Here is a 21,661-nt window from a genome sequence, read left to right on the forward strand (position 1 = left end):
TTATACCCCCCTCGTCAGCCCCCGCCCCTCGAGTAGTACATGACGCCCTGGTTCGGCCTCACCCAGCTCTCGCCTGCGCCGCCCTCCCGGGCCCGCTATCACATGGAGTAATGTACTCACCGAGGCACCACGAGCACAATCCACACAAACCGGCACCGGTACTCGCGGACACGAAAGGAGCCGACGCGACCACTCCGCGGCACGCCCCGTTCACCGTCATCGCAGGATCCGACCCGGACCCCTAACACCGCCACCCCGCCACAAACCCTGAGCCCGCCATCCGCATACCAGGCGCCGCACGCACCGGTATGACGAACGCCCGGAGGAGATGACCGCACACACGCAAGTCTACCATTGCCTCGCACAGGGCCTCCCGCCCGACGGAAGCGTAACCCGGACGCATGATAGGGACCGCGCCCACGCCCTCTATACCGCCGACCGCCACGCCCGCCCCACCCCCGAGCCGAACATGACGTGGCCAGATGTAACCATTACAATAGCCCCATGGCAATCCCCTTCGCCGACGGCACTTCGCGCTTTCAGCATGAGCTTTAAACACCTACCATGCTACTTCATCGCTAACCCCGAAACTCTTAACCGCCCCGAGCGAGGAAAGGTGGACGTTTCGGCCCTGCTGGGTACAACTCAGGTCCAAGGGTCACTCGCACGGAGAAGCACGGCCAGAAGGTCCCGCGTACGATACACCGATGACTCGCACCGAACGGAGCCGCCCACGCCCCACTAGCCCGCACCTACCACACAGCACAACTTCAGGAAGCCCGCAACCTAGGTCGACAGCACCCGGATCGGTCATCCCCGAGGTGCTGCGATTCCACCCGCCCCTCGAGGGACCGGCCGCCACCCGTGAAACGTATAGTGGCTCAATACTTCTCGCCGGGCGATCCTTACCGCGACCCTGACGCTCGGCGCTCCGCCCAAGTACCGTGACTCGGCGTCCACACCAAAGCGCCTCAGACTGCGGAAAAGGTCACAACCGCAGGCAGCACCCGCGCATACCGCGAGCACCTCCGGTACGCAAACGCCGGTTGCACGCCGCACGCCAGCCAGCAAAATACAATTACCCACGAAAAAATGAACGCCACCATCGAGCGGAACTTTCACAGAGCAGACACTAACCGGGTCAACACGCCCCTTACGGGGCACCGCCATCTCCACCGCGAAGGCAAGCTCAACGGAATCTCTGAGCCTCACCGCCACCACTCGCCGCCGCGAATCCGGCGGCAACGCCCTACCACTTCTTTTTTTTTTTGGCGTTGGAATCTTGTGCTCCTAACCACGCGACCGCAAGCGTCCCGCCGCATGAACCATACCACCTGGCAGCACACAACCCCGCCGATAGCTCAACCAGCCGCATATTGGGAAGCCAGCAGAATCCTAGGCAAGCACCAGCCAACGTACCGGCGCGGTACAGAACCTGAGCGGACCTCACACGCACACGCAGGATCAGGTGAGTAGTTCTACGGGTCCGGGGCGCACCTAGGAGCAGGGCCAGATGCTCAACCCCGAATATAGGACCTAGGAGGCCCCATCGGTAAACTGCAGGTCTAGGCGAAGACGCTTCATCCACCTCAGGCCGTCGGTTGTTGCATCACGTGTCACGCTCACAGGGCGCACCTGGCCGAACTCACGGAGGCGGGACGGACCGAAGTTCGGTCCAGGGTTCTGGCCCCACGGTTCATGAGCTGTGAGAGCGACCCGAATGCGGCCAAGCCGCAGAGCGCCCATATATCGGTTCGTCAGCAGCAAGCCGATTGATGACAGCAGATCACCCGCTGAACTGTACACCTCAGATCGCCGCAGGCGTAGGACACGTGGGCGACGGGGCCGTTCCGACCACCGTGGACAAGCGGACGTGGCCGAGCTCGGGAGCAGGCCGGCAGCCACGAGCCGACATTGGTACATCCAGGCACCGACAGACCAGCAGGATCTTGGCAGCACAGGTCGGCAGACCTGCCACAGAGATTGGAGTGCAGGAGAGTATAACTGCCGTCACGAGGTGAGCGATCATGCGTCACGGCATAAGGTCGAAGCGCCGCCACAACGTCTCAGAAAATGTACAACGTCACAGCCGCGAGGACTATGAGAAATGATACAGGAAGCCACAACACCCCGAGCACCACTCCGACACCAGGACACACGAAGCCGAGAATTACGGGCACACTTAACCAGCCCAACGCCGCCGCAAGGGCCGACACCAGCAACGAGCACAGCGCCGTCCGACTGCATAACACATCACCACCACAACGGGAGGCCCACCATCCCGACAGACACCTTTACGCCACGGCCTGTCCTTGTGCAGGTCACCGCGCCCTACCCCTTCCCGAAGATAAGAGCGGAACTGTACTAGCACGGATCCAACAGTCCGCACACCACGAAAACCAGGAAGCAGAAGTCAGCGTGCACAGGTACCTTACTAGGCAAGTCGACGTCGGACCGCGCGTCGCGACGGGCACCGGATACGCCGCAGGAGAAACCGCAGGACGGCCGGGACCGTGCTCCGCGCCGACCGCACCCGGCTGGGTGGGAACAGTGGAACGGTGACTGGCTACACCCAGGGGACTGGTACGAGTGAGCAACACGGCCGGCAAGTAGCCACAATACTTGCTGGGAATTCGTACCCGCCGAAGCCGGAGTCTTACGCCTACGGGCACCTGTCGCAGGCAGGGAGCGCTTCTCGCGAGCAGCCCACACACACGCATCCTGCGACAAGAACTCACTCAGGACACCTCTATCACAGAATGTGCGGCCACTCGTAAGGCAGGAGGGTTCACGGGAGGACACAACCGGGGTATTAATCAGACCTGGAGAAACGGGCGAGATAGGCCCTTGGAGGCAGAACGATGCGATCTGCCTGAGGCACTATCACGTGCTACGCAGCATACACGCACGAGAGTACAGGATTATCAGAAAAAATGGGAACCCTATGGGTTAAGGAGCCACAGCGCAGATGATACCGAGGCTCAACCCCGCGTCGGTGTTGAACAACCCACAAACAGTACAAGTAGAAGAGCCTGCTGCTTACGATGCAACAAAGCAGGCTATCTACACCGGCGGTTCGGCCCGCATGACATCCCCCTTAAGGGGCCGGAGATACGTGCCCGGGTACCGCGAGACCACTCCAACGAGCGCGATACAAGACGCAGCGCTGTGCCGCATGCAGCCCGGAGGGGCACCAATCAGCAGACGAAATACACAGAAGGATAATAATAGCAACTGGGTGCGTGCTCCATTCGCGCCCAGCAGAACGCGTTCCAGAGCGCCCGCCTGCAGCGAATCAGAAAGAGCAGAAGGCTAACCAACCCCACGGCAGCGGCCAGCGGGCCGCCCAGCGGCAGGACCGGTGGTCAAGGGCGATGCGCGAATATGCCCAGCACGGTCAGCGCCGGCGTGAAACAGCGGGTGGGCGAAAGGGAGCGGAGAGCAGGCCGCGCAAGCACGAAGGTAGGTGCACGGGTGGGTGGAGAGTAGTCCCGCAGGCTCGGTTCGGCGCACCAGCCGATGCTGTCCAGCCGCGTCTGAGGTCAGTCGGCAGAAAGCGCCCGGCCACAGGTAGAGAGGCGTTCTCGGTGAAGGCGAAAGCCGCAGGCCGTCACCCCGCCCAGCACCACCCCGGCGGCCAGCGTGCGCGGGCTTGACCGGGCCCGCCGCCGCGCCGGTCCGCACCGGACGGCGGAAGTAGGCCGGCCGCAGCCGGGGCCGGAACTCGGGCCGCCGGTACGGGCGCAGCACCCGGACCACCCGGGCCACCCGCCGGGCGGGCAGGTGGGTCCGCCGGGCCAGCACCGCGCAGGTCCGCTCCACGTGGCAGCGCAGCCGCCTGCGCACCGGCAGCAGCAGCATCGCCAGCGCCGCGCCCTTGGCCGCCTCCTCGATCAACGGTGGTGGCCACGTCGGCCAGCAGGGTCTCGCCCCGGACGCTGCCCTGACGGGCGATCAGGAAGTCCCCGGCCCAGCCGTTGGCCAGCAGCGCCACCGTGGTGGCCGCACAGGCGCCCCAGGCCAGGCAGAACAGGGTGTGCCGCAGCGGCACCCGCGCGGTCTGGTTGAGCCAGGCCAGTGCCCCCAGCACGAAGGGCAGCGGGCAGCAGCGCCCAGCCCCAGCCCGACCAGCAGCCCGGTGGTCCCGGTCTGCCGGTGCACCAGCCGCAGGATCAGCACCCCGCACCCGGCCAGCGCGAAACGCGGCCAGGGCCGAGGAGAGCGCCGGGTAGCGCAGCGCCCGGGCCCGTCGCAGCAGCTGCTCGGCCCGCACGTAGGGGTACCAGGGCAACAGCAGGCCGACCCGCCGCACCCGGGGCCCCGGGATGGTCGCGGGGCCGGCGGTGGACGGGAGCGGATCGGCGGTGGCGGCGCTGCCCCCGGCCGGAGCCGCGGGCCGGGGCGGGCCGCCACTGGGCGGACTGCTCACCCGGCACAGGGTAGGGGAACCACCCACCGCTCGGGGAGGGCTCCGGGCAACCGGGCATCCGAGGCGGAGCGCCGTGATACGGCGTCAGGCCCCCGTCACCCCGGGGCTCAGCGGCGGCGGAACAGCAGGTCGTGCACCACGTGGCCCTTGGCGATCCCGGCCCGCTCGAACTTGGTCACCGGCCGCCACTCGGGCCGCGGCGCGTAGCCGGGCACCGAACCCGCCGGGTGCTCCGCCGGCTCCAGCCAGCCGGTCCCGTCGCCCTCCGGGTGCAGGTTCTCCAGCTCGGGCGAGGCCGACAGCACGGCCAGCATCTGCTCGGCGTACGGCTCCCAGTCGGTGGCGCAGTGCACCAGCGCACCCGGTGCCAGCCGCGGCAGGACCAGCTCAAGGAAGGACTGCTGGACCAGGCGGCGCTTGTGGTGCTTCGGCTTCGGCCACGGGTCGGCGAAGTACACCCGCAGACCGGCCAGCGAGGCGTCCGGCAGCATGTCGCGCAGCAGGATCACCGCGTCGCCGGCCGCCAGGCGGACGTTCTGCGAACCGTTGCGGCTCCAGCAGCTGCAGCAGGTTCCCGTGGCCCGGGGTGTGCACGTCGGCCGCCAGGATCCCCGTGCCCGGGTCGGCGGCGGCCATCGCGGCCGTGGTCTCGCCCATCCCGAAGCCGATCTCCAGGGTGACCGGCAGCCCGCCGAACAGCTCCCGCAGGTCCAGCGGAGTCCCGTCGATCGCCAGCCCGTACCGCTCCCAGCCGCGGTCCAGCGCTCCCGCCTGCGCGGGGGTCATCCGGCCCCGGCGGGGCTGGAAGCTGCGGATGCGGTGTTCGCGGTGCTGCTCCTCGGTGGCCCGGTGCGGGTACATCGGCGCGGGGTAGCCGGCCGGGGCGGCCGACAGGCGCGCGGACGGGGAGCTCTGGGGTGCGGGGGCGGTGGCAGTCACAATCACCCGAGTCTAGGACACCCACTCGGGTGAGCCGGGGCACACGGGAGGAGCCTCAGGGGCGCGAGGAACTGCGCGCGGGGGAACAGCAGCACGTGCAACTGGCTCGCCTGCCCTGATCTCACGCTGGTCCGCCTTCCGTACTCGCGCAGTTCCCCGCGCCCCCGGTGGAACCACCTACGGCAGGGCGGCGAGTGCCCGTGCGGCGATTTCGCGGCCGATCGGGAGCGAAGCGGTCGCCGCGGGCGAGGGTGCGTTGAGGACGTGGACGGTGCGGCCGGAGCCGGCGAAGGCGAAGTCGTCGAGGAGGGTGCCGTCCGGGGCGACGGCCTGGGCGCGGACGCCGGCGGTGGCGGGGACCAGGTCGGCGGCGGTGACGGCGGGGAGCAGCCGCTGGACGGCGGTGGTGAAGGCCTTCTTGGAGAGCGAGCGGTGCAGTTCGCCGAGCTCGTAGCGCCAGTGCCGCCGGGCGATCTTCCAGGTGCCGGGGAAGCGGGCGGTCTCGGCCAGGTCGGGGAGGCTGACGGTGCGCCAGTCGTAGCCCTCGCGGGCCAGCGCCGGCACCGCGTTCGGGCCGACGTGGACGTCGCCGTGGACGCCCCGGGTGAGGTGGACGCCGAGGAACGGGAAGGCCGGGTCCGGTACCGGGTAGACCAGGCCCCGCACCAACGACCGGCGCTGCTCGGTGAGTTCGTAGTACTCGCCGCGGAAGGGGACGATCCGCACGCCCGGCTCGTCCCCGGCCAGCCGGGCGATCCGGTCGCTGTGCAGGCCGGCGCAGTTGACCAGCACCTCGCAGTGCAGCTCGCGGCCGCCCGCGTGCAGGGTGAGGCCGTCGGCCCGGCGGTGCACCAGGGTGAGCGGGGTGGAGGTGAGCAGCTCGGCCCCGCCCTTGGCGGCCAGTTCGGCGTAGCGGCGGGCCACCGCGGGGAAGTCGCAGATGCCGGTGGTGCCGATGTGCAGGCCGGCCAGGCCGGTGACCTCGGGCTCGTGCTCCGCGATGCCGGCCCGGTCGAGCTCGGCGACGGGGATGCCGTTGGCCCGGCCGCGTTCGGCCAGGGCGGCCAGCCGGGGGAGTTCGTCGGCCCGAGTGGCCACGATCAGCTTGCCGGTGACCTCGTGCGCGATGCCCTGCTCGCGGCAGAACTCCACCATCGCGCTCGCGCCCTCGGTGGCGTACCTCGCCTTCAGGGAGCCGGGCTTGTAGTAGACGCCGCTGTGGATGACCCCGCTGTTGCGTCCGGTCTGGTGGGCGGCGAACTCCGGCTCCTTCTCCAGCAGCGCGACCCGCACGCCCGGCCGCGCCGCGGTCAGCGCGTACGCGGTGGAGAGCCCGACGATCCCCCCGCCCACCACCACGACGTCGTACTTCTCGCCCATGAACCCGCCCCTCGGTCCCGCATCCCAGCCGACGAGCAGTCAACCTAGTGCCTGCCCCGGCGGAGTGTGCCCCGTCGGGCAAACCCCGCCGGGGGCGGGCACTACTCCCAGGGCCAGCCCGTGTCCCGGCCTCGCTCCAAGAGCGGGATCAGGCCGAAGGCGGCGTCCGAGAGGCCGCCGAAGACGTGCCGGGCGCCGCCGCCGGACGGGGCGTAGCCGGTGGCGTACCCGGCCAGGTTCCAGGTGTAGACCGGGACTTCGGCGGGCACGGCGGCGAGCACGTCGCCGCGGGCGGCCTGCTCGTCCGTCAGGATCACCACCCGGTCGTGGCCCCGGTAGTTGTCCCGGACGGCCGCGGCGGTCTCGGTGCCGCCCAGCCAGCCGAAGCGGTCCATGATCCGGAGCACGCCCTCGCCGGGGGAGTGCTCGACCCGCTGGTGGCCGGAGCCGAACTCGACCAGGTCGGCCCGCTCGGCGCGGAGCGCCAGGGCGGTGCCGAACAGCGCGGCGGAGTCGGCCCGGTTGAGCTCGGTGCGCTCGCTGAGCCGGTCGAACATCGAGCCCGAGCGGTCCACCAGGACCAGCGTCCGGCCGGGCAGCGCGGGGACGTTGGCCAGCGAGTGGCCGAGCGCGGTCTCCAGCGCGGTGCCCCAGCGGGACTCGGCGGCGTGCCGGTACGCGGCCAGGTAGCGGAACGGGAACTGCCGGGAGCGCCGCACCTCCTCCGGGTCGGAGATCCGCCGGGCCACCTCGGCGGCGGCCTGCTCGCCGATGCCCGCCCGGTCGAAGTTGCGCAGGTTGCGGACCAGCGCCATCGGGCCCATGGACGGGATGACGGCCTCCCAGACCGCCGCGTCCAGCGGGCCCTGCAGCCAGCCGGCCAGCGCCTCCCAGGTCATCCCGGCCGCGGCCAGCCGCTCCGCCCCGCCGGGGGCGGTCACCAGGGCGCGCCGCTGCTCCACCGGCACCCGCGCCAACTCGTCGTGGGCGCACAGCAGTTCGATCCCGGCGGGCGGCTCGGCGCTCTCCGGGCGGTGCCGGCGGTCCAGCGCGTAGCGGAACAGCTCGGACTGACCCGGCCGCTGCGGGTCGGGCACGGGGTGGGTCAACTCCAGCACGTCGCCGAAGCGGTAGCCCTTGGCCGCGGTGTCGTACTTGAGCAGGGCCGGGGCGGTGTAGAGGCGGCGGACGGCGTCGGCCACGCCGCGCTTCAGCGGCTTGGGCAGGGCCCGGCCGTAGCGGGAGGTCCAGTACGCCAGCAGCTCGCCCGGCTCGTCCGCCCGGCGCAGCACGGTCTCGACCACCTGCCGGGAGAAGCCGGGCGCCCCGGCGTCGAGGCGGGCCCGGGTGAACTCGGCGGCGCCGACCAGGGCGGCGGTGCGCAGCCCGGCCCCGTAGCGGAGCCAGCGGAGCAGGGCCAGGGTCCACTCCGGATCGCTGACCGCCAGCCGGCGGACCAACAGGGAGTAGCGGTCGTCCCGGTCGGCGGCCTGCTCGTAGAACGAGCGCTGGCCGACCAGGTTGGCCACCGCGAGCAGGAAGAGCTCGGAGCGGGCGTCCCGGAGGTGCCCGGTGCCGCCGTTGTGATTGGTCGTCACCTGCCCCGTGCCGGTCACCGCCGAAGCCGGACCGCGGCGCGGCACCGAGGGCCGCCGGAGGTTGAACCGGGACATGCTGGACATCCTCACTCGCTCGGAGACGGAAACACCTCGGGGCGCCCGGTGCGGGCACCCCGAGGTGACGAGAGCGTCCAGAGGACAAGAGCGGCGGAGGCGTTGCTGTTGCTCTCCCGAACTGAGCTACACCGCCGGAGCGGCAGCGGGATTCGAACCCGCGACCCACAGAGCCGAAGTAGCCCCCACCTGCGCACCTGGACGAGGACGAGACTAACCGGGCGGCGCGGGAGGGGGCACGTGGATTTACGCCGGGGCGACCAGCATCAGGCGGGCCCGTTCGGTGAGTTCGCGGACCCGGCGTTCCTCCTGGTGCGGCTCCAGGCGGCGGAGCAGCTCCAGCACGTACTCCCGGCTGCGCTGCGAGGAGATCCGGCCGGCCACGTCCACCGCCCGTTCGCCGGCGGCCACCGCCGCGTCCAGGTCGCCGGCCTCGGCCTCGGCCATCGCGGAGACGATCAGGCGTAAGCCGTGCGAGCGGACGAACCCCTCGGTCGGCCGGGCCAGCGCCTCGCGGGTGAACTGACGGACCTTCGACAGCTCGCCCAGGTCCCGGAAGCACTCGGCGGCGTCGGCGGCCAGCCGGTCGTAGGCGTAGAAGTCGATCCAGGCCGGATCGGAGTCGCCCGCCCGCGCGCGCTCCAGGGCGCTCTCGGCGGCGGAGAGCGCCCCCGCGCAGGCGGCGGCGTTCCCGTTCCGGGCGTGCGCGCGGGCCTCCACCAGGTGGAAGAAGCTCATGGTGCGCGCGGTGGCCAGCCCCCGGTTGCGCTCCAGCGCGGCCTGGGCGAGGTCGACCGCCTCCTCCGCGAAGCCGCGGTAGCAGGCCTGAAGGCTCATCGAGGCCAGCACGTAGCCGCCGAGCGGCACGTCGGCGGCGGCCCGGGCCAGCCGCAGGGCCTGGATGTAGTACCGCTGGGCCGCCTCGTGCTGCCCGGTGTCGAAGGCCATCCACCCGGCCAGCCGGGTCAGTTCGGCCGTCGCGCCGAACAGCGCCCGGCCCACCGCGTCGCTGTACGAGCCGAGCAGCAGCGGCGCCGCCTCCACCCGCAGGCACTCCGGCACCATCGAGGAACGCCAGTCCCCCGCCGCCGTACTTGGAGTCCCAGCGCCGGGCCTCCTGGGCCGCCTCGCGCAGCTTGGCCGCGTCCCGAGTGCCCCACCCGGTACCCGCTCGGGTCGGCCACCCCGGCCTCCCGGGCGACCGAACCGTCGGCCGGGGTGATCAGCCACCGGGAGACCGGCGTCGCGTACGCCGAGACCGAGAAGGTCCCGGCCAGGCTGTCGCTCCACCGCCCGCCGCCGGGGCCCCGGCGCAGCTCCAGGTCCACCCGCCACAGGTCGGTCGCCGACCGCACCGCCTCCGGCACGTCGCGCGGGAACGCCAGGCCGAGCTCCGGCGCCGGGTCGGTGTCGCCCAGCCCGATCTCGTCCAGCGGCACCGGGCGGCCCAGCTTGGAGCCGATCGCGGTGGCGATCAGGTGCGGTACCGGCCCCTGCGGGATCATGCCCTTGCTGACCCAGCGGGCCACCGAGGTCTTGTCGTAACGGAGTGTCAGACCCCGCTGCGCGCCCAGGTCGTTGACCCTCCTGGCCAGGCCGGCGTTGCTGATCTGGGCGACGGTGAGGAGCGTGCCGAGCCGCTCGTTCGGCCCTCGTGAACTGGCGGTCATGGTGGCGGCGGCACCCCCTGGCGCGGTGCGGCGGGTCTGCGGAGTGAGCGCGCCCGTGCACGGTGGCTTGATCGTGAACGGCGCGGAGGCCGTGGGTGGGTGGCGGACGGGGTGGCGTGCCCGCCGACGGCGTCCGGCGCGAGCCACTGCTTGCACCACCTAGCGTAGTCGTCCGGGTTCCGAGGGTTAAGAGTCCGGATTCCGGATGGCGGGATCGTGTGCCGCTCTACGGGTCGCGCGGGGGGTGGTGCGCGGGCGCCGCAGCCTCCACGGGGTCGTGCCGGACGGGCGTGCTCCGGTCCGGTGCAGACGTGCGCCCGGCTGTGCCCCCTGGCCCGATGGGCTGGTCGGCGATTCGCTGGGGGCTGTGGGTCGGCCCGTCGTCGAGGACCCGGCGGGCCGGGGGACACCTCCGCCGACATCCCCGCGGGCGGGGGTGGGGTCCGGGAGGGCATGCGGATGCCCTCCCGGGCGGGGTGACGCATTTCGGCCATTCCGCGATGCCCACGTCAACGGACGGCCCGGGCCCCGGAGGGGAAGGCCCGGTCCGTCCGCGCTCCGGCCCGGCAGGGCAGCGACCCGGTGGCCCGGAGGGCCATCAGGGGCGCGGGGAACTGCGCGCTGGGGAACGGCAGCACGTGCAACTGGCTCGCCTGCCCCGATCTGGCGCTGGCCCGCCTTCCGTACTCGCGCAGTTCCTCGCGCCCCCGGGGCCTTCGGCCCAGAGGCGCCGCCCTCCCGGGTCGGAGCGTTCCTGACGGTCCGTCTACTGCCGCAAGTCCCGTGATCCCGTGGGGAGATGGTGGCACGATGGCCTCCGGAGGCTTCGGGCTGGCGGGAGGCGCGATGCGGTGGCTCACGGGATGGTGCGGGAGCTCGCCCGGGCCGGGGATCGGAGAGGTGCGACCGATCGCCGCCACCGTGCTCTGGCCCGGCGTCAGTCCGCTCTGGGCGGTGGGTGACTGGCGCCCGGACGAGATCCGGCTGGTGACGCTGCGCCCCGGGGCCCCGGCCGTGGTCACCACCGGCCCGCCGCCCGCGGACCCCGCGGCGGAGCCGCCCGGCACCGTCCGCCTCGCCGTCCTCGGCCGCTGCGGTGCCTCCGACGCCGAGCTCGCCGCCGGCCTCGCCACCGCCCGGGGCGGCGCCGTCCACCACCTCACCACCTGGCCCGGCAGCTACACGGCGGTGCTCCGCACCGGCCCCCCGCTCCACCGTGCTGCTCACCGACCTGGCCGGCGTCCTGCCGGTCTTCCACACCCCGTACGAGGGCGGCACCGCCTACGCCACCGCCGCCCTCCCGCTGGCCGACCTGGTGGGTGCGCCGCTGGACACCGGCCACCTCGCGGCCCGGCTGGCCTGCCCGGAGTCCCCCGAGGTGCTCGGCGAGTCCACGCCGTACCGCGGGGTGCGGAAGGTGCCGCCCGGTCATCTGCTCGGGATCCGCAACGGAAGGGCGCACGTCTCCGGCTACGAGCCGGAGCGGGGCGGCGCACCGACCCCGCGTGAGGAAGCCCCTGCGGTCAGGGAGTTGACCCGCGCGCTGCTGGAGTCGGTGCGCTGCCGGGTCCGCGCCTCCCGGGGCGGCACCGGCCGGCCCCGGCTCGGGGCGGACCTCTCGTACGGCACCGGTTCGGCCACCGTGGCGCTGCTGGCCGCCGCCGTGCCGATCGCCCCGGGCCCGGAGGGGCCGCCGCCCCGTCAGGACGAGGGCCGTGACGACGAGGCCCCCGCGCCCAGGAACGGTGCGGTCAAGGGCTCCTGGGCCCGCCCGGCGGGCCGCCGCCCGGGCCCGGCGGCACCCGAGCGCCTCACCGCGGTGACCCTCCCCGAGGAGGTCCCGCCCGGCGCCGAGCTGGAACTGCCGCGGCTGCGGCAGCTGTTGGTGCCCTCCCCGCTCCCCTACGCGGAGCTGGCCGCGCTCTCCGGCGTCGATGCGCCGCCGCCCGGGCCGCTCACCGACGAGCCCGGCACCGCCCTGGTCGCCGCCGCCCGGCTGGGCCACCGCTTCGAGGCGGGCGGCGCCGACCACCTCACCGGCTACGGGGCCCGCCAAGTGCTCGACGGTCATCCGGCCCGACTGGCTGACCTGGTCAGGGCCGGACGGGCCCGGCGGCTGGCCGCACCGGTGGCCGCGCTGGCCGGGGCCGAACGGGCGGCGGCCACCGGCGCGTTCGGCACCCTGCGCACGCCCCTGACGGTCTGGCGCGCCGCCCACCGGCTGGCCCGCGCCCGGTACGCGGAGGCCCTGGACGACGCCGCGGTCCGGTTGACGGCCCGTCACCGGACGGCCGGGGGCGGCCCCGGCGAACGGTCGACCGCCGAACTGGCCTGGTGCGTCCCCGGCCCGGCCGCCCGCTGGCTCTCCGACGACGCCCTCTCCGCCGTCGCCCTCCGGCTCCGGCTGGCCGCCCGTGGCCCCGCCCCCGCCGAACCGCCCGGCGCCCGCCGGGCCCGGCAGGCCCTGCACCGGCACGCGGCCGAGTACCGCACCCTGCTGCACGCCGCCGAACAGCAGGGCCAGCGCCTGCACGCCCCCTTCCTGGACAACCAGGTGGTCCGGGCCGCCCGCCTGCTCCCCGACGAGACCCGCCTCCAGCCCGGCGCCCGGCACGCCCTGCTGCGCGCCGTCCTGGCCGGAGCGACCAGCGCCGACCTTCCCCCCCGGCTGGGGTCCCCACCCCGACCGCACCACGGCGGACCTCGCCGGACTCCACCTCGCCGCGGACGGGCTCACCGCACTCTTCCGCGCCCCGCTCCTCGCCGAGGCCGGCCTGATCGACCTCCCCGCCGTCCACACCGCCCTCGCCTCCCTGGGCCCCCGCGCCACCGAGCTCCCGCCCGACACCGTCGCCGGCCTCGCCGAACTGGTCTCCACCGAACTCTGGCTCCGCCGCATCCACGCCCGCCGCCACGGCTCCGCCTGGACCGGACTCCCCACCCCGCCCCGCCCGGCCCTGGCCCGCCCCGCCTGAGCTGAAGAGGCGGCAGGACAAGCGCCCGGGGGCGCGAGGAACTGCGCGAGTCCGGAAGGCGGACCAGTGTGAGGTCGGGGCAGTCGAGCCAGTTGCACGTGCTGCCGTTCCCCTGCGCGCAGTTCCCCGCGCCCCCAGGTGGCCCTTCGGGCCCCGGTCCCGCGCACCGTCCTGGGCTGCGCCGCGAAGCGCCCCGCAGGGGCGCGGGGAACTGCGCGAATCGGAAGGCGGCCTACCGGCAACTGGGGGCACGTCAGCCGGTTGCACGTGCTGCCGTTCCCTTGTGTGCAGTTCCCCGTGCTCCCAGGTGGCCCTTCGGGCCCGGGGGCCGCAGCCGCGTCTGCCCGGGTTCGGGAGCCTGACGGGCCATCATGGGGGAGTGTCGAGTGCGGAGCAGGTGACGGCCCCCGAGAGTCTGCCGGTGTCCGAGGAGGAGCCCGTCGGTGGTCCGCCCGGGGTGCTGGCGGCGTGCGACGGTTCGGACGGCTCGCTCTGGGCGCTCGACCGGGCGATGGGCGAGGCGGAGCTGTACGGCCTGCCGCTGTACGTGCTGGCGGTGGTCAACCCGTCCCCGACCGGCTACCCGCCGGGGATGATCGAGCTGGTGCAGGAGAGCATCGAGCGCCTCTCGGCCAGCATGGCCGACGGTCTGCGCCGCTCGGTCGCCACCGTCGAGTCCACCCGCGGCCGCCCCTTCCAGGGCCCGCTCTCCCTGCACGTGGTGCTCGGCAACGTCGTCGAGGTCCTGCTCCGCTGCACCCGCGGCCAGCACACCCTGGTGGTCGGCACCCGGGGCAACGGTGGCTTCAGCCGCCTGCTCCTCGGTTCGGTCAGCACCGCCGCCGTCCACCACGCCGCCTGCCCGGTCCTGGTGGTCCCGGCCCCGCCCGCCGTCTGACCGCCCTCCGACCACCGCCGGACCGCCCCATGACGGGCCCCACCGCGGTGAGGGCCGTCACAGCACCCCTCCATCCGCCCGGGAATCAGGACAGCTTGGTTGATAGTTCACCTTTCCGTCCCCCGAACACCCGGAGCAGCAGGAGAGTCATGAAGGTCGAGATCTGGTCGGACATCGCGTGCCCGTGGTGCTTCGTCGGCAAGCGTCGCTTCGAGCAGGCGCTGGACCGCTTCGAGGGCAAGGACGGCGTCGAGGTCGTCTACCGGCCGTACCAGCTGGTGCCGGACGCTCCCGAGACCGCCTCCTCGCACCGCGAGTGGCTGGCCGAGCGCTACGGCCCGCAGTCCGTGGCGATGGACGCCCGGGTGACCGAGCTGGGGAGGACCGAGGGGATCACCTTCGACTTCGCCACCGCGCTGCACGCCAACACCCTCCTCGGCCACCGGCTGCTGCACCTGGCCGAGACCGAGTACGGCCCCGAGGTGCAGGGCGTGCTCAAGGAGGCCCTGCTCAAGGCGCACTTCAGCGACGGCGTGGACGTCGGCGACCGCGCGGCGCTCACCGACATCGCGGCCGCCGCCGGCCTGGACCGCGAGCGGGTGGCCGGCTACCTGGCCGGGGACGAGGGCGCCGAGGAGGTCCGGGCGCAGATCGCCGAGGGCCGTGAGCTCGGCATCACCGCCGTGCCGACCTTCGTCTTCGAGGGCAAGTGGGCGGTCCAGGGCGGCCAGGAGGCCGAGACCTTCCTGCGCGTCCTGGAGCAGGTCGCCGCCGAGACCGCCGCCGAGACCCCCGCGGCCCCCGTCTGCGACGACGACAGCTGCGCGGTCTGACCATCCGTCAAGCGGCGGCCCCGGATGCCCGGATCAGCTACAGCTGATCCGGGCATCCGCCCAGCTGGCCAGGTCGATCAGACCCCAGCCCCCGGACTCCGGCCGGGCGACCAGGCGGAACGAGCGCTGCCCGGTGAGGTCGGCGGTCACGGGCACGGCCCGGCCGCCCGGGGTCAGCGGGCCGGAGCGCCAGAGCACCGTGCCGTCCCCGCCCTCGACCGAGAGGCGGACCGTGCCGAACCGCAGGCCGCCGTCGTCCAGCCCGGCCACCGCACGGAACGAGGTGCAGGACCGGTTCAGGTCCACCGTCGTCTGCGAGGGCACCCGGGCGCTCAGCCCGCGCTGGTAGCGGGTGCCGCCGATCCACAGGCCGGTGCGCTGCCAGACCCAGCCGCCGCCGCGGCGGATCGTCGGGGTCGGCGGCGGGTCACGGTGACCGCCCTGCGGGCCGAACGGCAGGTCGTCGGCCCAGAAGTCGACGATCTCGGGCGGGGTCGGGGTGGGCGACGGGGTCGGCTTCGGCACCGTCGGCGGGGTGGGCGTCGGCGGTGGGGTGACCACCGGCGGTTCCGGCGGGGTCGGCGTCGGCGCGGGCCGCTCCGGCGTCCGGCTGGGTGTGGGGCTCGGGCTCGGACTCGGCGAAGGCGTCGGTGACGGGGAGGGCGAGGCTGCCGGCCGCACCGGAGCGGGCGTCGGGCGGGCGGGCGTCGGCGTCGGCTCCTCCGGGGGTTCCGGCGTGGGCGTCGGAGTCGGCGGGGCCGGCACCGGCTTCGGTGCGGCGGCCGCCGACGGCGGTGCCGCAGGGGCCGAGACGGCCGGTGCGGCCGCCGGGTGCCTGGGCGCGGGCGTGCCGGTGAAGGCGTACGCGGCCACCGCCGCCGCGACCACGGCGATCCCGGCCGCGATCCCGGCCTTGGCGGCCGTCCCCAGCCCCTCGCCGGCCACCGCCCCGGCACCGGAGGACCCTCCGCCGGCTCCCGCACCGGCTCCCGCACCCGCGCCCGCGGTCGCTCCGCCCGCCGTCGCTCCGCTCCCGGCCGCGGTGGCCCCCGCCACCGCCCCGGCACCGACCGCGCCGAGCCCCATCGCGGCGGCGGCAGCGGTGAAGTACCCGGCCCCGACCCAGACCAGCACACCCCCGGGCAGGAGCGCCCGCAGGCCGGTGTTGATCTCGGTCAGCTCCAGGTACGCGGCCGTGCAGCGGTCGCACTCCTGGACGTGCCGGCCGACCTCGGCCGAGGCACGCTTGCGCAGCGAACCGCGCGCGTACGCGCCGAGCCGGTTGGCGTAGGCCTCGCAGTCCCGGTCCTGACTGTCCGACACATGGGCCTGGAGGAAGGCGGCGGCCAGCCGGTCCCGGGCCCGGTGGGCCTGGACGGCGGTGGCGTTGGCGGTCTTGCCGAGCATCACCGCGACGGTCTTCGGCGACTCCCGCTCGACCTCGGTGTGCCAGAGCACCACCCGGTCGTCCTCGGGGAGTTCGGCGTAGGCCTGCATCACCATCCGCTGGTCGGCCATCGCCATCGCCCAGGCGTCCGCGCCCGGGTCGGCCAGGTCCAGGTCGATGGTGGCGGCCGAGGTCTTGGCGAACGTGCTGAAGTCGTCGACCAGTTGCTCGCGGCGCTCGCTGCGCGCCCAGGCGGCGGCCACGTTGCGCACGGCCGTCAGCAGGTAGGCGCGGACCGCGAACTCCGGCCCCTTGCCCGCCCGCAGGGCCTGCAGGGTGCGGGCGAAGACCTCGCCGGCCAGGTCCTCGGCGGTGAAGCTGTCCCGGCAGCAGGTCCGGGCGTAGCGGCGCACCGAGTCGGCGTGCCGCCGGTAGATCTCCTCGTACGCGCCGTCGTCGCCGGCCCGCACCATGGCGGTCAACTCGGCGTCGGAGGGCGGCCGTTCGCCGTCGACCGGATCGGCCGGGGCGGGCACCACCGGGCGGGCCGGCGGTTCCCCGGGCACGCCCATGAAGGCCTCCGGGGTGACCCCGCCCTGTCCGGCGGCGGCCTGCCCGGGCACCCGGCCCGGGGGCACGGCGGCGGCCCGGCCGCCCGGCAGTGACTCGCGGATGGGGGCGCCGGCCTGGTCCGGCACCTGGCCGGGCGCGTCGAGCCCGTGGCCGTGCTCGTTCTGCTCCTCGGCGCTCAACGTGCCTCCCACCGGGCCGGGGTGCGCCCGGAGACCGTCCGGCCGGGCACGGAGACCCTACGACCGGGCACGGTGACCGCCCGGTGCACCGACCCGGCGCGGGGCGCGGCTCCGGCCGGGCGAACGGCGCGCAACGGGACAATGGCTCCAACCACGGCCAAAGAATGGCATAGCGGAGCGGACACGGGAAGCCGCAGCCGTCCGGACCCACCCGTACGGGCACCGCCGGCGGTCCGGGGCCGGAAGACCTCCGGGCCCCGGACCCACCGACAGGACGCGCGCCCGGTACGGGTGTTGACCGCTCAGCGGGCCCGCAGCCCGTGCAGCAGGATCTGCAACAGCCGCTCCGCCGGGGCGTCGTGGAGTTGACCCTCGGCGGGCTCGGCGCCCTCCTCGCGCGCGGCCCTGGCGTGCACCGGCACGGCGGCGGTGAGCACCAGCACCACGTCCGCGACGGTCACCCCCGGCCGCAGCTCGCCCGCCGCACCCGCCCGGGCCACCAGCGCGGCCAACAGGTGCAGCAGCTGGCGCGGGTCCGCGTCCCCGGCCGGCTCGGCCGCGCGCCGTCCGGCGGGCTCCGCCGTGTACGCCGCCGGCTCCGCCGCGTACGCCCCGGGACCCTCCGAGCGGCGCAGCTGCTCCGGCACCTGCGGCTCCGCCGCGTCCCGGAAGGTGGCCAGCTCCTCCGCGTAGCGGAACGCCGAGGGCGGCAGCAGCCGGCCGGCGCCGGAGCCGACCGCCCGGGACAGGTACCCGGCCAGCGCCTCCCAGGGGCCGGAGCCGCCGTACAGCGACTCCTTGGCCTGAGCGGTCAGCCACGCCACCTCCTCGGCGGCGATCCGCTGGACCAGCACCTCCTTGCTCGGGAAGCGCCGGTAGACGGTGCCCACGCCGACGCCGGCGCGACGGGCGACCTCCTCCATCGGGGCCCCGTAGCCGAGCTCGCCGAACACCTGGCGGGCGGCGCGCAGCACGCTCTCCAGGTTCCGCCGGGCGTCCACCCGCAGCCGTGCCGCGCCCGAGGGCTCGTCAGGCGCGGCATAGCTCTCCCGGGCACCCGGCCCGCGCTGCTCCGGCACCACTCCGGCCGGGTTGCGATCCGCCGCTAGTGGCACGGGCAGCCCCAACAGTTGTTCCTGATCAGTCATGACAACCTCCCCCGAAGGCGCCCGGACGGGCGCCACACAGTCCGGCCGCTCGGGCACCCCCCAGGTGCACGGCGGTGCCCGAGCAGGACGGTGCCGCCCCGGATCGGGCGGACTTCCGCACCAACCTTCCCCGGTCGGGCCCACTGCAGTCGGACAGCTCCACGGGGCCGGCACCGGTCCGGCCCAACGCACAATCCGACCATAGTTCAAGGAAGTTCGCGGCAGAAGTGGACCTAAAGGCCGGGACGACGGCAAATCCCGGCCACCCGGGGTCCACCTGCCGGCCCACTCTTCGGCCGGTTTCCACCACCCGATCCGGTACGGCCTGTGGACAAGACACCACCCGACAGGGCGTCATGGAGGACGCGGCCGGGCGGGCCCCGGCCGCGCACCCGTGCTCACCCCGGAAAGAGGTGGCCCCATCAGGATCCTGATCGTCGGCGGCGGCTGCGCCGGAACCGCCACCGCCCTGCGCCTGCAACAGCTGCTCAAGGCCGAACTCCGCGACGGCCGGGCCGAGATCACGCTGGTGGAGCCCCGGCCGTACCTCACCTACCAGCCACTGCTGGCCGAGGTCGCGGCCGGCTCGGTCGACCCCCGCCACGTGGTGGTGCCGCTGCGCCGCCTGCTGACCCAGTGCCGGGTGCTCACCGCCCGGGTGGTCCGGATCGAGCACGCCGAGCGCCGGGTCACCCTCACCCCCGTGGACCGGGACGGCGCCGTCGAGCTCACCGAACTCCCGTACGACGTCCTGGTGGTGGCCCCCGGCTCGGTCTCCCGCACCGCCCCCGTGCCCGGCCTGGCCGAGCACGGCCTCGGCTTCGCCACCGTCGGCGAGGCGGTCGCCCTGCGCAACCACGTGCTCGAACAGCTCGACCTGGCCTCCACCACCCGCGACCCGGAGCTCCGCCAGTCCGCCCTGACCTTCGTCTTCGTCGGCGCCGGCTACGCCGGGGTCGGCGCCCTCGCCGAACTGGAGGACATGGCCCGGTACGCCGCCAAGGGCTACCACAACCTCCAGCCCGAGGACCTGCGCTGGATCCTGGTCGAGGCCCGCGACCGGATCCTCCCCGAGGAGCCGCCCGAGCTCGCCGACCACACCCTGGCCGAACTGCGCGAGCGCTCCATCGACGTCCGCCTCGCCACCACCCTGGACTCCGCCGCCGACCGCCTGATGAGCCTCTCCGACGGCAGCCGCTTCTGCGCCCGCACCCTGGTCTGGACGGCCGGCGTCCGCCCCGCCCCGCTGCTGCGCGACTCCGACCTCCCGCTCGACCGGCACGGCCGGGTGCGCTGCCTGCCCACCCTCCAGGGCGCCGGACCTGACGGAGTCGCGGTGAACGCGCTCTGGGCCGCCGGCGACTGCGCCTCCGTCCCCGACCCGACCGCCCCCGAGCGCCTCGGCCACCCCGCCGACTGCGCCCCCAACGCCCAGCACGCCGTCGCCCAGGCCACCCTGCTGGCCGAGAACCTGGCCGCGGCCCTGACGGACCGTCCCCTGACGCCCTACCAACCCGGCCGGGTCAGCTGCTCCACCTCGCTCGGCCTGCGCCGCGCGGTCGCCCACACCAGCCGCGGCGGGCGGCTCACCGGCCGCCGCGCCTGGTGGCTGCACCGGGCCCGCCACCTGCGGGGCCTGCCCAGCACCGAACGGCGGATCAGGGTGCTCACGGGCTGGCTGCTCGGCGGGCTGTTCAGCCGGGAAGTGGTCTCGCTGGGCGCGGTCGAACACCCCCGCTCGGAGTTCGAGGCGGGCTTCAAGCCGTGACCGGGACGGACCGGCCCGGTGCGGCTCCTGCCGCAGTACGTCCCACAAGGTGGGACGAAACACCCCGCAATGGTCGTACGACTTCCGGAATCGCACTCAGGCCTGACAGGATCAGCCCGTCCGGACCATCACGCCGAGTGGCCTGTCGAGCACACGATGTGATGATCCGTCAGAAACTCGCCCGGGGACTCGCGGACCCGCCGAGCTGGTCCCCCGAAGGAACGGCCCTCGCTTGAACCTCATGCGCTGGAGCGCCAGGCTCACCGGAGCAGCCTGGCGCCCCGCCCCGCCCCCCGCGCCCGGCGAGCCGGTCAACCTGCCCGCCCCGCGCGAGCCCGGCGTGCCCGGCGCCCTGCTCGACCTGCGCGAGATCGACGAGCTCTACGACCTGCGGAACGTCCTCGGCCGCCTCCCCGCCCCGGTCGCCGTCACCTACGGTCCCCTCCACCAGCTCGGCTACGCCAACCGCGCCTACCGCGAGCTCTTCGGCGACCGCCCGCCCGGCCTCCCCGCCGTCGAAGCCCTCCCCGAACTCGCCGGCCTCGGCGTCCTCCCCCTGATGGACCAGGCCCTGCGCAGCGGCCGCCCCCGCAGCGTCAAGGCCCGCAGGATCATCGGCCTCGACGGCAGCCGCTACTACAACGTCTCCTGCGTCCCGCTCGGCAGCGAGGGCGGCACCGACCCGGCGGCCGCGGCCGCCGCCACGGCCGCCCTCGTCGGCGCCGGCCCGGCCCCCCTCGCCCCGCCCGAGGGCCCCGGCACCCACGACGACGTGGTCCGCCACCCCGTCGGCGTCCTCGTCTACGCCGCCGAGGTCACCGACCAGGTCCTCGCCGCCACCCGCCTGCGCGAAGCCGAGAGCCGCCAACGCGAAGCCGCCGTCACCCTCCAGCGCAGCCTCCTCCCGCAGAAGCTCGAACAGCCCGCCGGCCTCACCGTCGCCGCCACCTACCAACCCGGCGGCGCCGAGGCCGCCGTCGGCGGCGACTGGTACGACGTCATCGGCCTCGGCGGCGGCCGCACCGCCCTGGTCATCGGCGACGTCATGGGCCGCGGCCTGCGCGCCGCCGCCGTGATGGGCCAGCTCCGCACCGCCGTCCGCGCGTACGCCCGCCTCGACCTCCCCCCGCACGAGGTGATGACCCTCCTCGACGGCCTCGCCATGGAGATCGACGCCAACCAGATCGCCACCTGCACCTACGCCGTCTGGGACCAGGCCCCCGCCACCCTCGTCTACGCCTCCGCCGGCCACCTCCCCCTCCTCCTCCGCGGCCCCGACGGCACCGTCCTGCGAGGAGAGGAACAGAACGGTCCCCCGCTCGGCACCGGCAGCGGCACCCACATCTCCCACACCCTCCGCCTCCTCCCCGGCACCACCGGCGTCCTCTATACCGACGGCCTGGTCGAACGCCGCGACGAGGACATCGACCACGGCATCGACCAGCTGGCCCACACCCTGGCCGGCGCCATCGGCAACCCCGACGTGGTCTGCGCCCGCCTGCTGCGCACCATGGGCGTCACCACCGACCACGACGACGACGTCGCGGTCCTGGCCTTCCAGGTCCCGTCGGACCGGCCTCCGGCCACGGGTTGACGTCGCCCTCGCAGAGGTCTAGTGTTCTCCGAGCTGCCTGACAGGGAGAACCGGACGCGCGCTCTGCACGGACGGTCCCGGGGTGGCCGATCTCCTGAAACACCACTTCTCATTCGAACTGGCTCGCGCCTTGTCGCGGGTCGGTCTGATTTGTCGTGTGCAAATTCAGAAGATCGGGCCGAATTCGCTTTACAAGGCGGGTATCGGTTAGAGTT

General features: G+C 73.7%; 9 protein-coding genes and 3 pseudogenes. 5 read left to right on the top strand and 7 right to left on the bottom strand.

Annotation, left to right across the window (positions count from 1 at the left end):
• Positions 1-3,610: 3,610 nt before the first annotated feature.
• From ABD946_RS11600 to ABD946_RS11620, 5 genes and pseudogenes are all read right to left on the bottom strand, one after another.
• Positions 3,611-4,429, bottom strand: coding sequence for a hypothetical protein (locus ABD946_RS11600; protein WP_345282661.1), 819 nt, complete (start codon positions 4,427-4,429; stop codon positions 3,611-3,613).
• A gap of 107 nt (positions 4,430-4,536) precedes the next feature.
• A pseudogene (gene trmB / locus ABD946_RS11605) lies at positions 4,537-5,290 on the bottom strand (tRNA (guanosine(46)-N7)-methyltransferase TrmB).
• A gap of 255 nt (positions 5,291-5,545) precedes the next feature.
• Positions 5,546-6,748 carry an L-2-hydroxyglutarate oxidase gene (lhgO, locus tag ABD946_RS11610; RefSeq protein WP_345282662.1) on the bottom strand — a complete coding sequence of 401 codons (1,203 nt, stop codon included), beginning with the start codon at positions 6,746-6,748 and terminating at the stop codon, positions 5,546-5,548.
• A gap of 101 nt (positions 6,749-6,849) precedes the next feature.
• Entirely contained in the window at positions 6,850-8,421 is a 1,572-nt protein-coding gene (locus ABD946_RS11615) for a TROVE domain-containing protein (RefSeq protein WP_345282663.1), read from the bottom strand.
• A 246-nt stretch (positions 8,422-8,667) separates the two neighbouring features.
• Positions 8,668-10,091: pseudogene (locus ABD946_RS11620) on the bottom strand (NsdA family TPR-like regulatory protein).
• Positions 10,092-11,307: 1,216 nt separating this feature from the next.
• Between ABD946_RS11620 and ABD946_RS11625 the strand changes: the two are divergent.
• The 3 genes from ABD946_RS11625 (at position 11,308) to ABD946_RS11635 (ending at position 14,797) form a co-directional block, all read left to right on the top strand.
• Positions 11,308-13,071 carry an asparagine synthase-related protein gene (locus tag ABD946_RS11625; protein WP_345282665.1) on the top strand — a complete coding sequence of 588 codons (1,764 nt, stop codon included), beginning with the start codon at positions 11,308-11,310 and terminating at the stop codon, positions 13,069-13,071.
• Between the two features lie 374 nt (positions 13,072-13,445).
• A complete protein-coding gene (locus ABD946_RS11630; RefSeq protein WP_345282667.1) occupies positions 13,446-13,964 on the top strand; it encodes a universal stress protein in 519 nt (172 codons plus the stop codon).
• Positions 13,965-14,113: 149 nt separating this feature from the next.
• Positions 14,114-14,797 carry a DsbA family oxidoreductase gene (locus tag ABD946_RS11635; protein WP_345282669.1) on the top strand — a complete coding sequence of 228 codons (684 nt, stop codon included), beginning with the start codon at positions 14,114-14,116 and terminating at the stop codon, positions 14,795-14,797.
• Between the two features lie 33 nt (positions 14,798-14,830).
• On the opposite strand, the gene ABD946_RS11640 is transcribed toward ABD946_RS11635, so the two are convergent.
• Together ABD946_RS11640 and ABD946_RS11645 are read right to left on the bottom strand one after the other, a co-directional pair.
• On the bottom strand, positions 14,831-16,948 hold the full coding sequence (locus ABD946_RS11640) for a sigma-70 family RNA polymerase sigma factor (protein ID WP_345282671.1): 2,118 nt from the start codon (positions 16,946-16,948) through the stop codon (positions 14,831-14,833).
• Between the two features lie 290 nt (positions 16,949-17,238).
• On the bottom strand, positions 17,239-18,084 hold the full coding sequence (locus tag ABD946_RS11645) for a TetR/AcrR family transcriptional regulator (RefSeq protein ID WP_345282673.1): 846 nt from the start codon (positions 18,082-18,084) through the stop codon (positions 17,239-17,241).
• 394 nt (positions 18,085-18,478) lie between these two features.
• On the opposite strand from ABD946_RS11645, the gene ABD946_RS11650 reads away from it, so the two are divergent.
• Positions 18,479-19,852, top strand: a complete 1,374-nt coding sequence (locus tag ABD946_RS11650) for an NAD(P)/FAD-dependent oxidoreductase (protein WP_345282675.1) — start codon at positions 18,479-18,481, stop codon at positions 19,850-19,852.
• 232 nt (positions 19,853-20,084) lie between these two features.
• Positions 20,085-21,434: pseudogene (locus tag ABD946_RS11655) on the top strand (PP2C family protein-serine/threonine phosphatase); the annotation flags it as partial.
• Positions 21,435-21,661 lie beyond the last annotated feature (227 nt).

This window comes from Kitasatospora albolonga, from assembly GCF_039535905.1.
GTDB classification, from domain to species: domain Bacteria; phylum Actinomycetota; class Actinomycetes; order Streptomycetales; family Streptomycetaceae; genus Kitasatospora; species Kitasatospora albolonga.

Bases quoted from the DNA above. Each gene is read 5' to 3' on its own strand.
- lhgO (WP_345282662.1), bottom strand. From the start codon at position 6,748: ATGGGCGAGAAGTACGACGTCGTGGTGGTGGGCGGGGGGATCGTCGGG.
- ABD946_RS11615 (WP_345282663.1), bottom strand. From the start codon at position 8,421: ATGTCCCGGTTCAACCTCCGGCGGCCCTCGGTGCCGCGCCGCGGTCCG.
- ABD946_RS11635 (WP_345282669.1), top strand. From the start codon at position 14,114: ATGAAGGTCGAGATCTGGTCGGACATCGCGTGCCCGTGGTGCTTCGTC.
- ABD946_RS11645 (WP_345282673.1), bottom strand. From the start codon at position 18,084: ATGACTGATCAGGAACAACTGTTGGGGCTGCCCGTGCCACTAGCGGCG.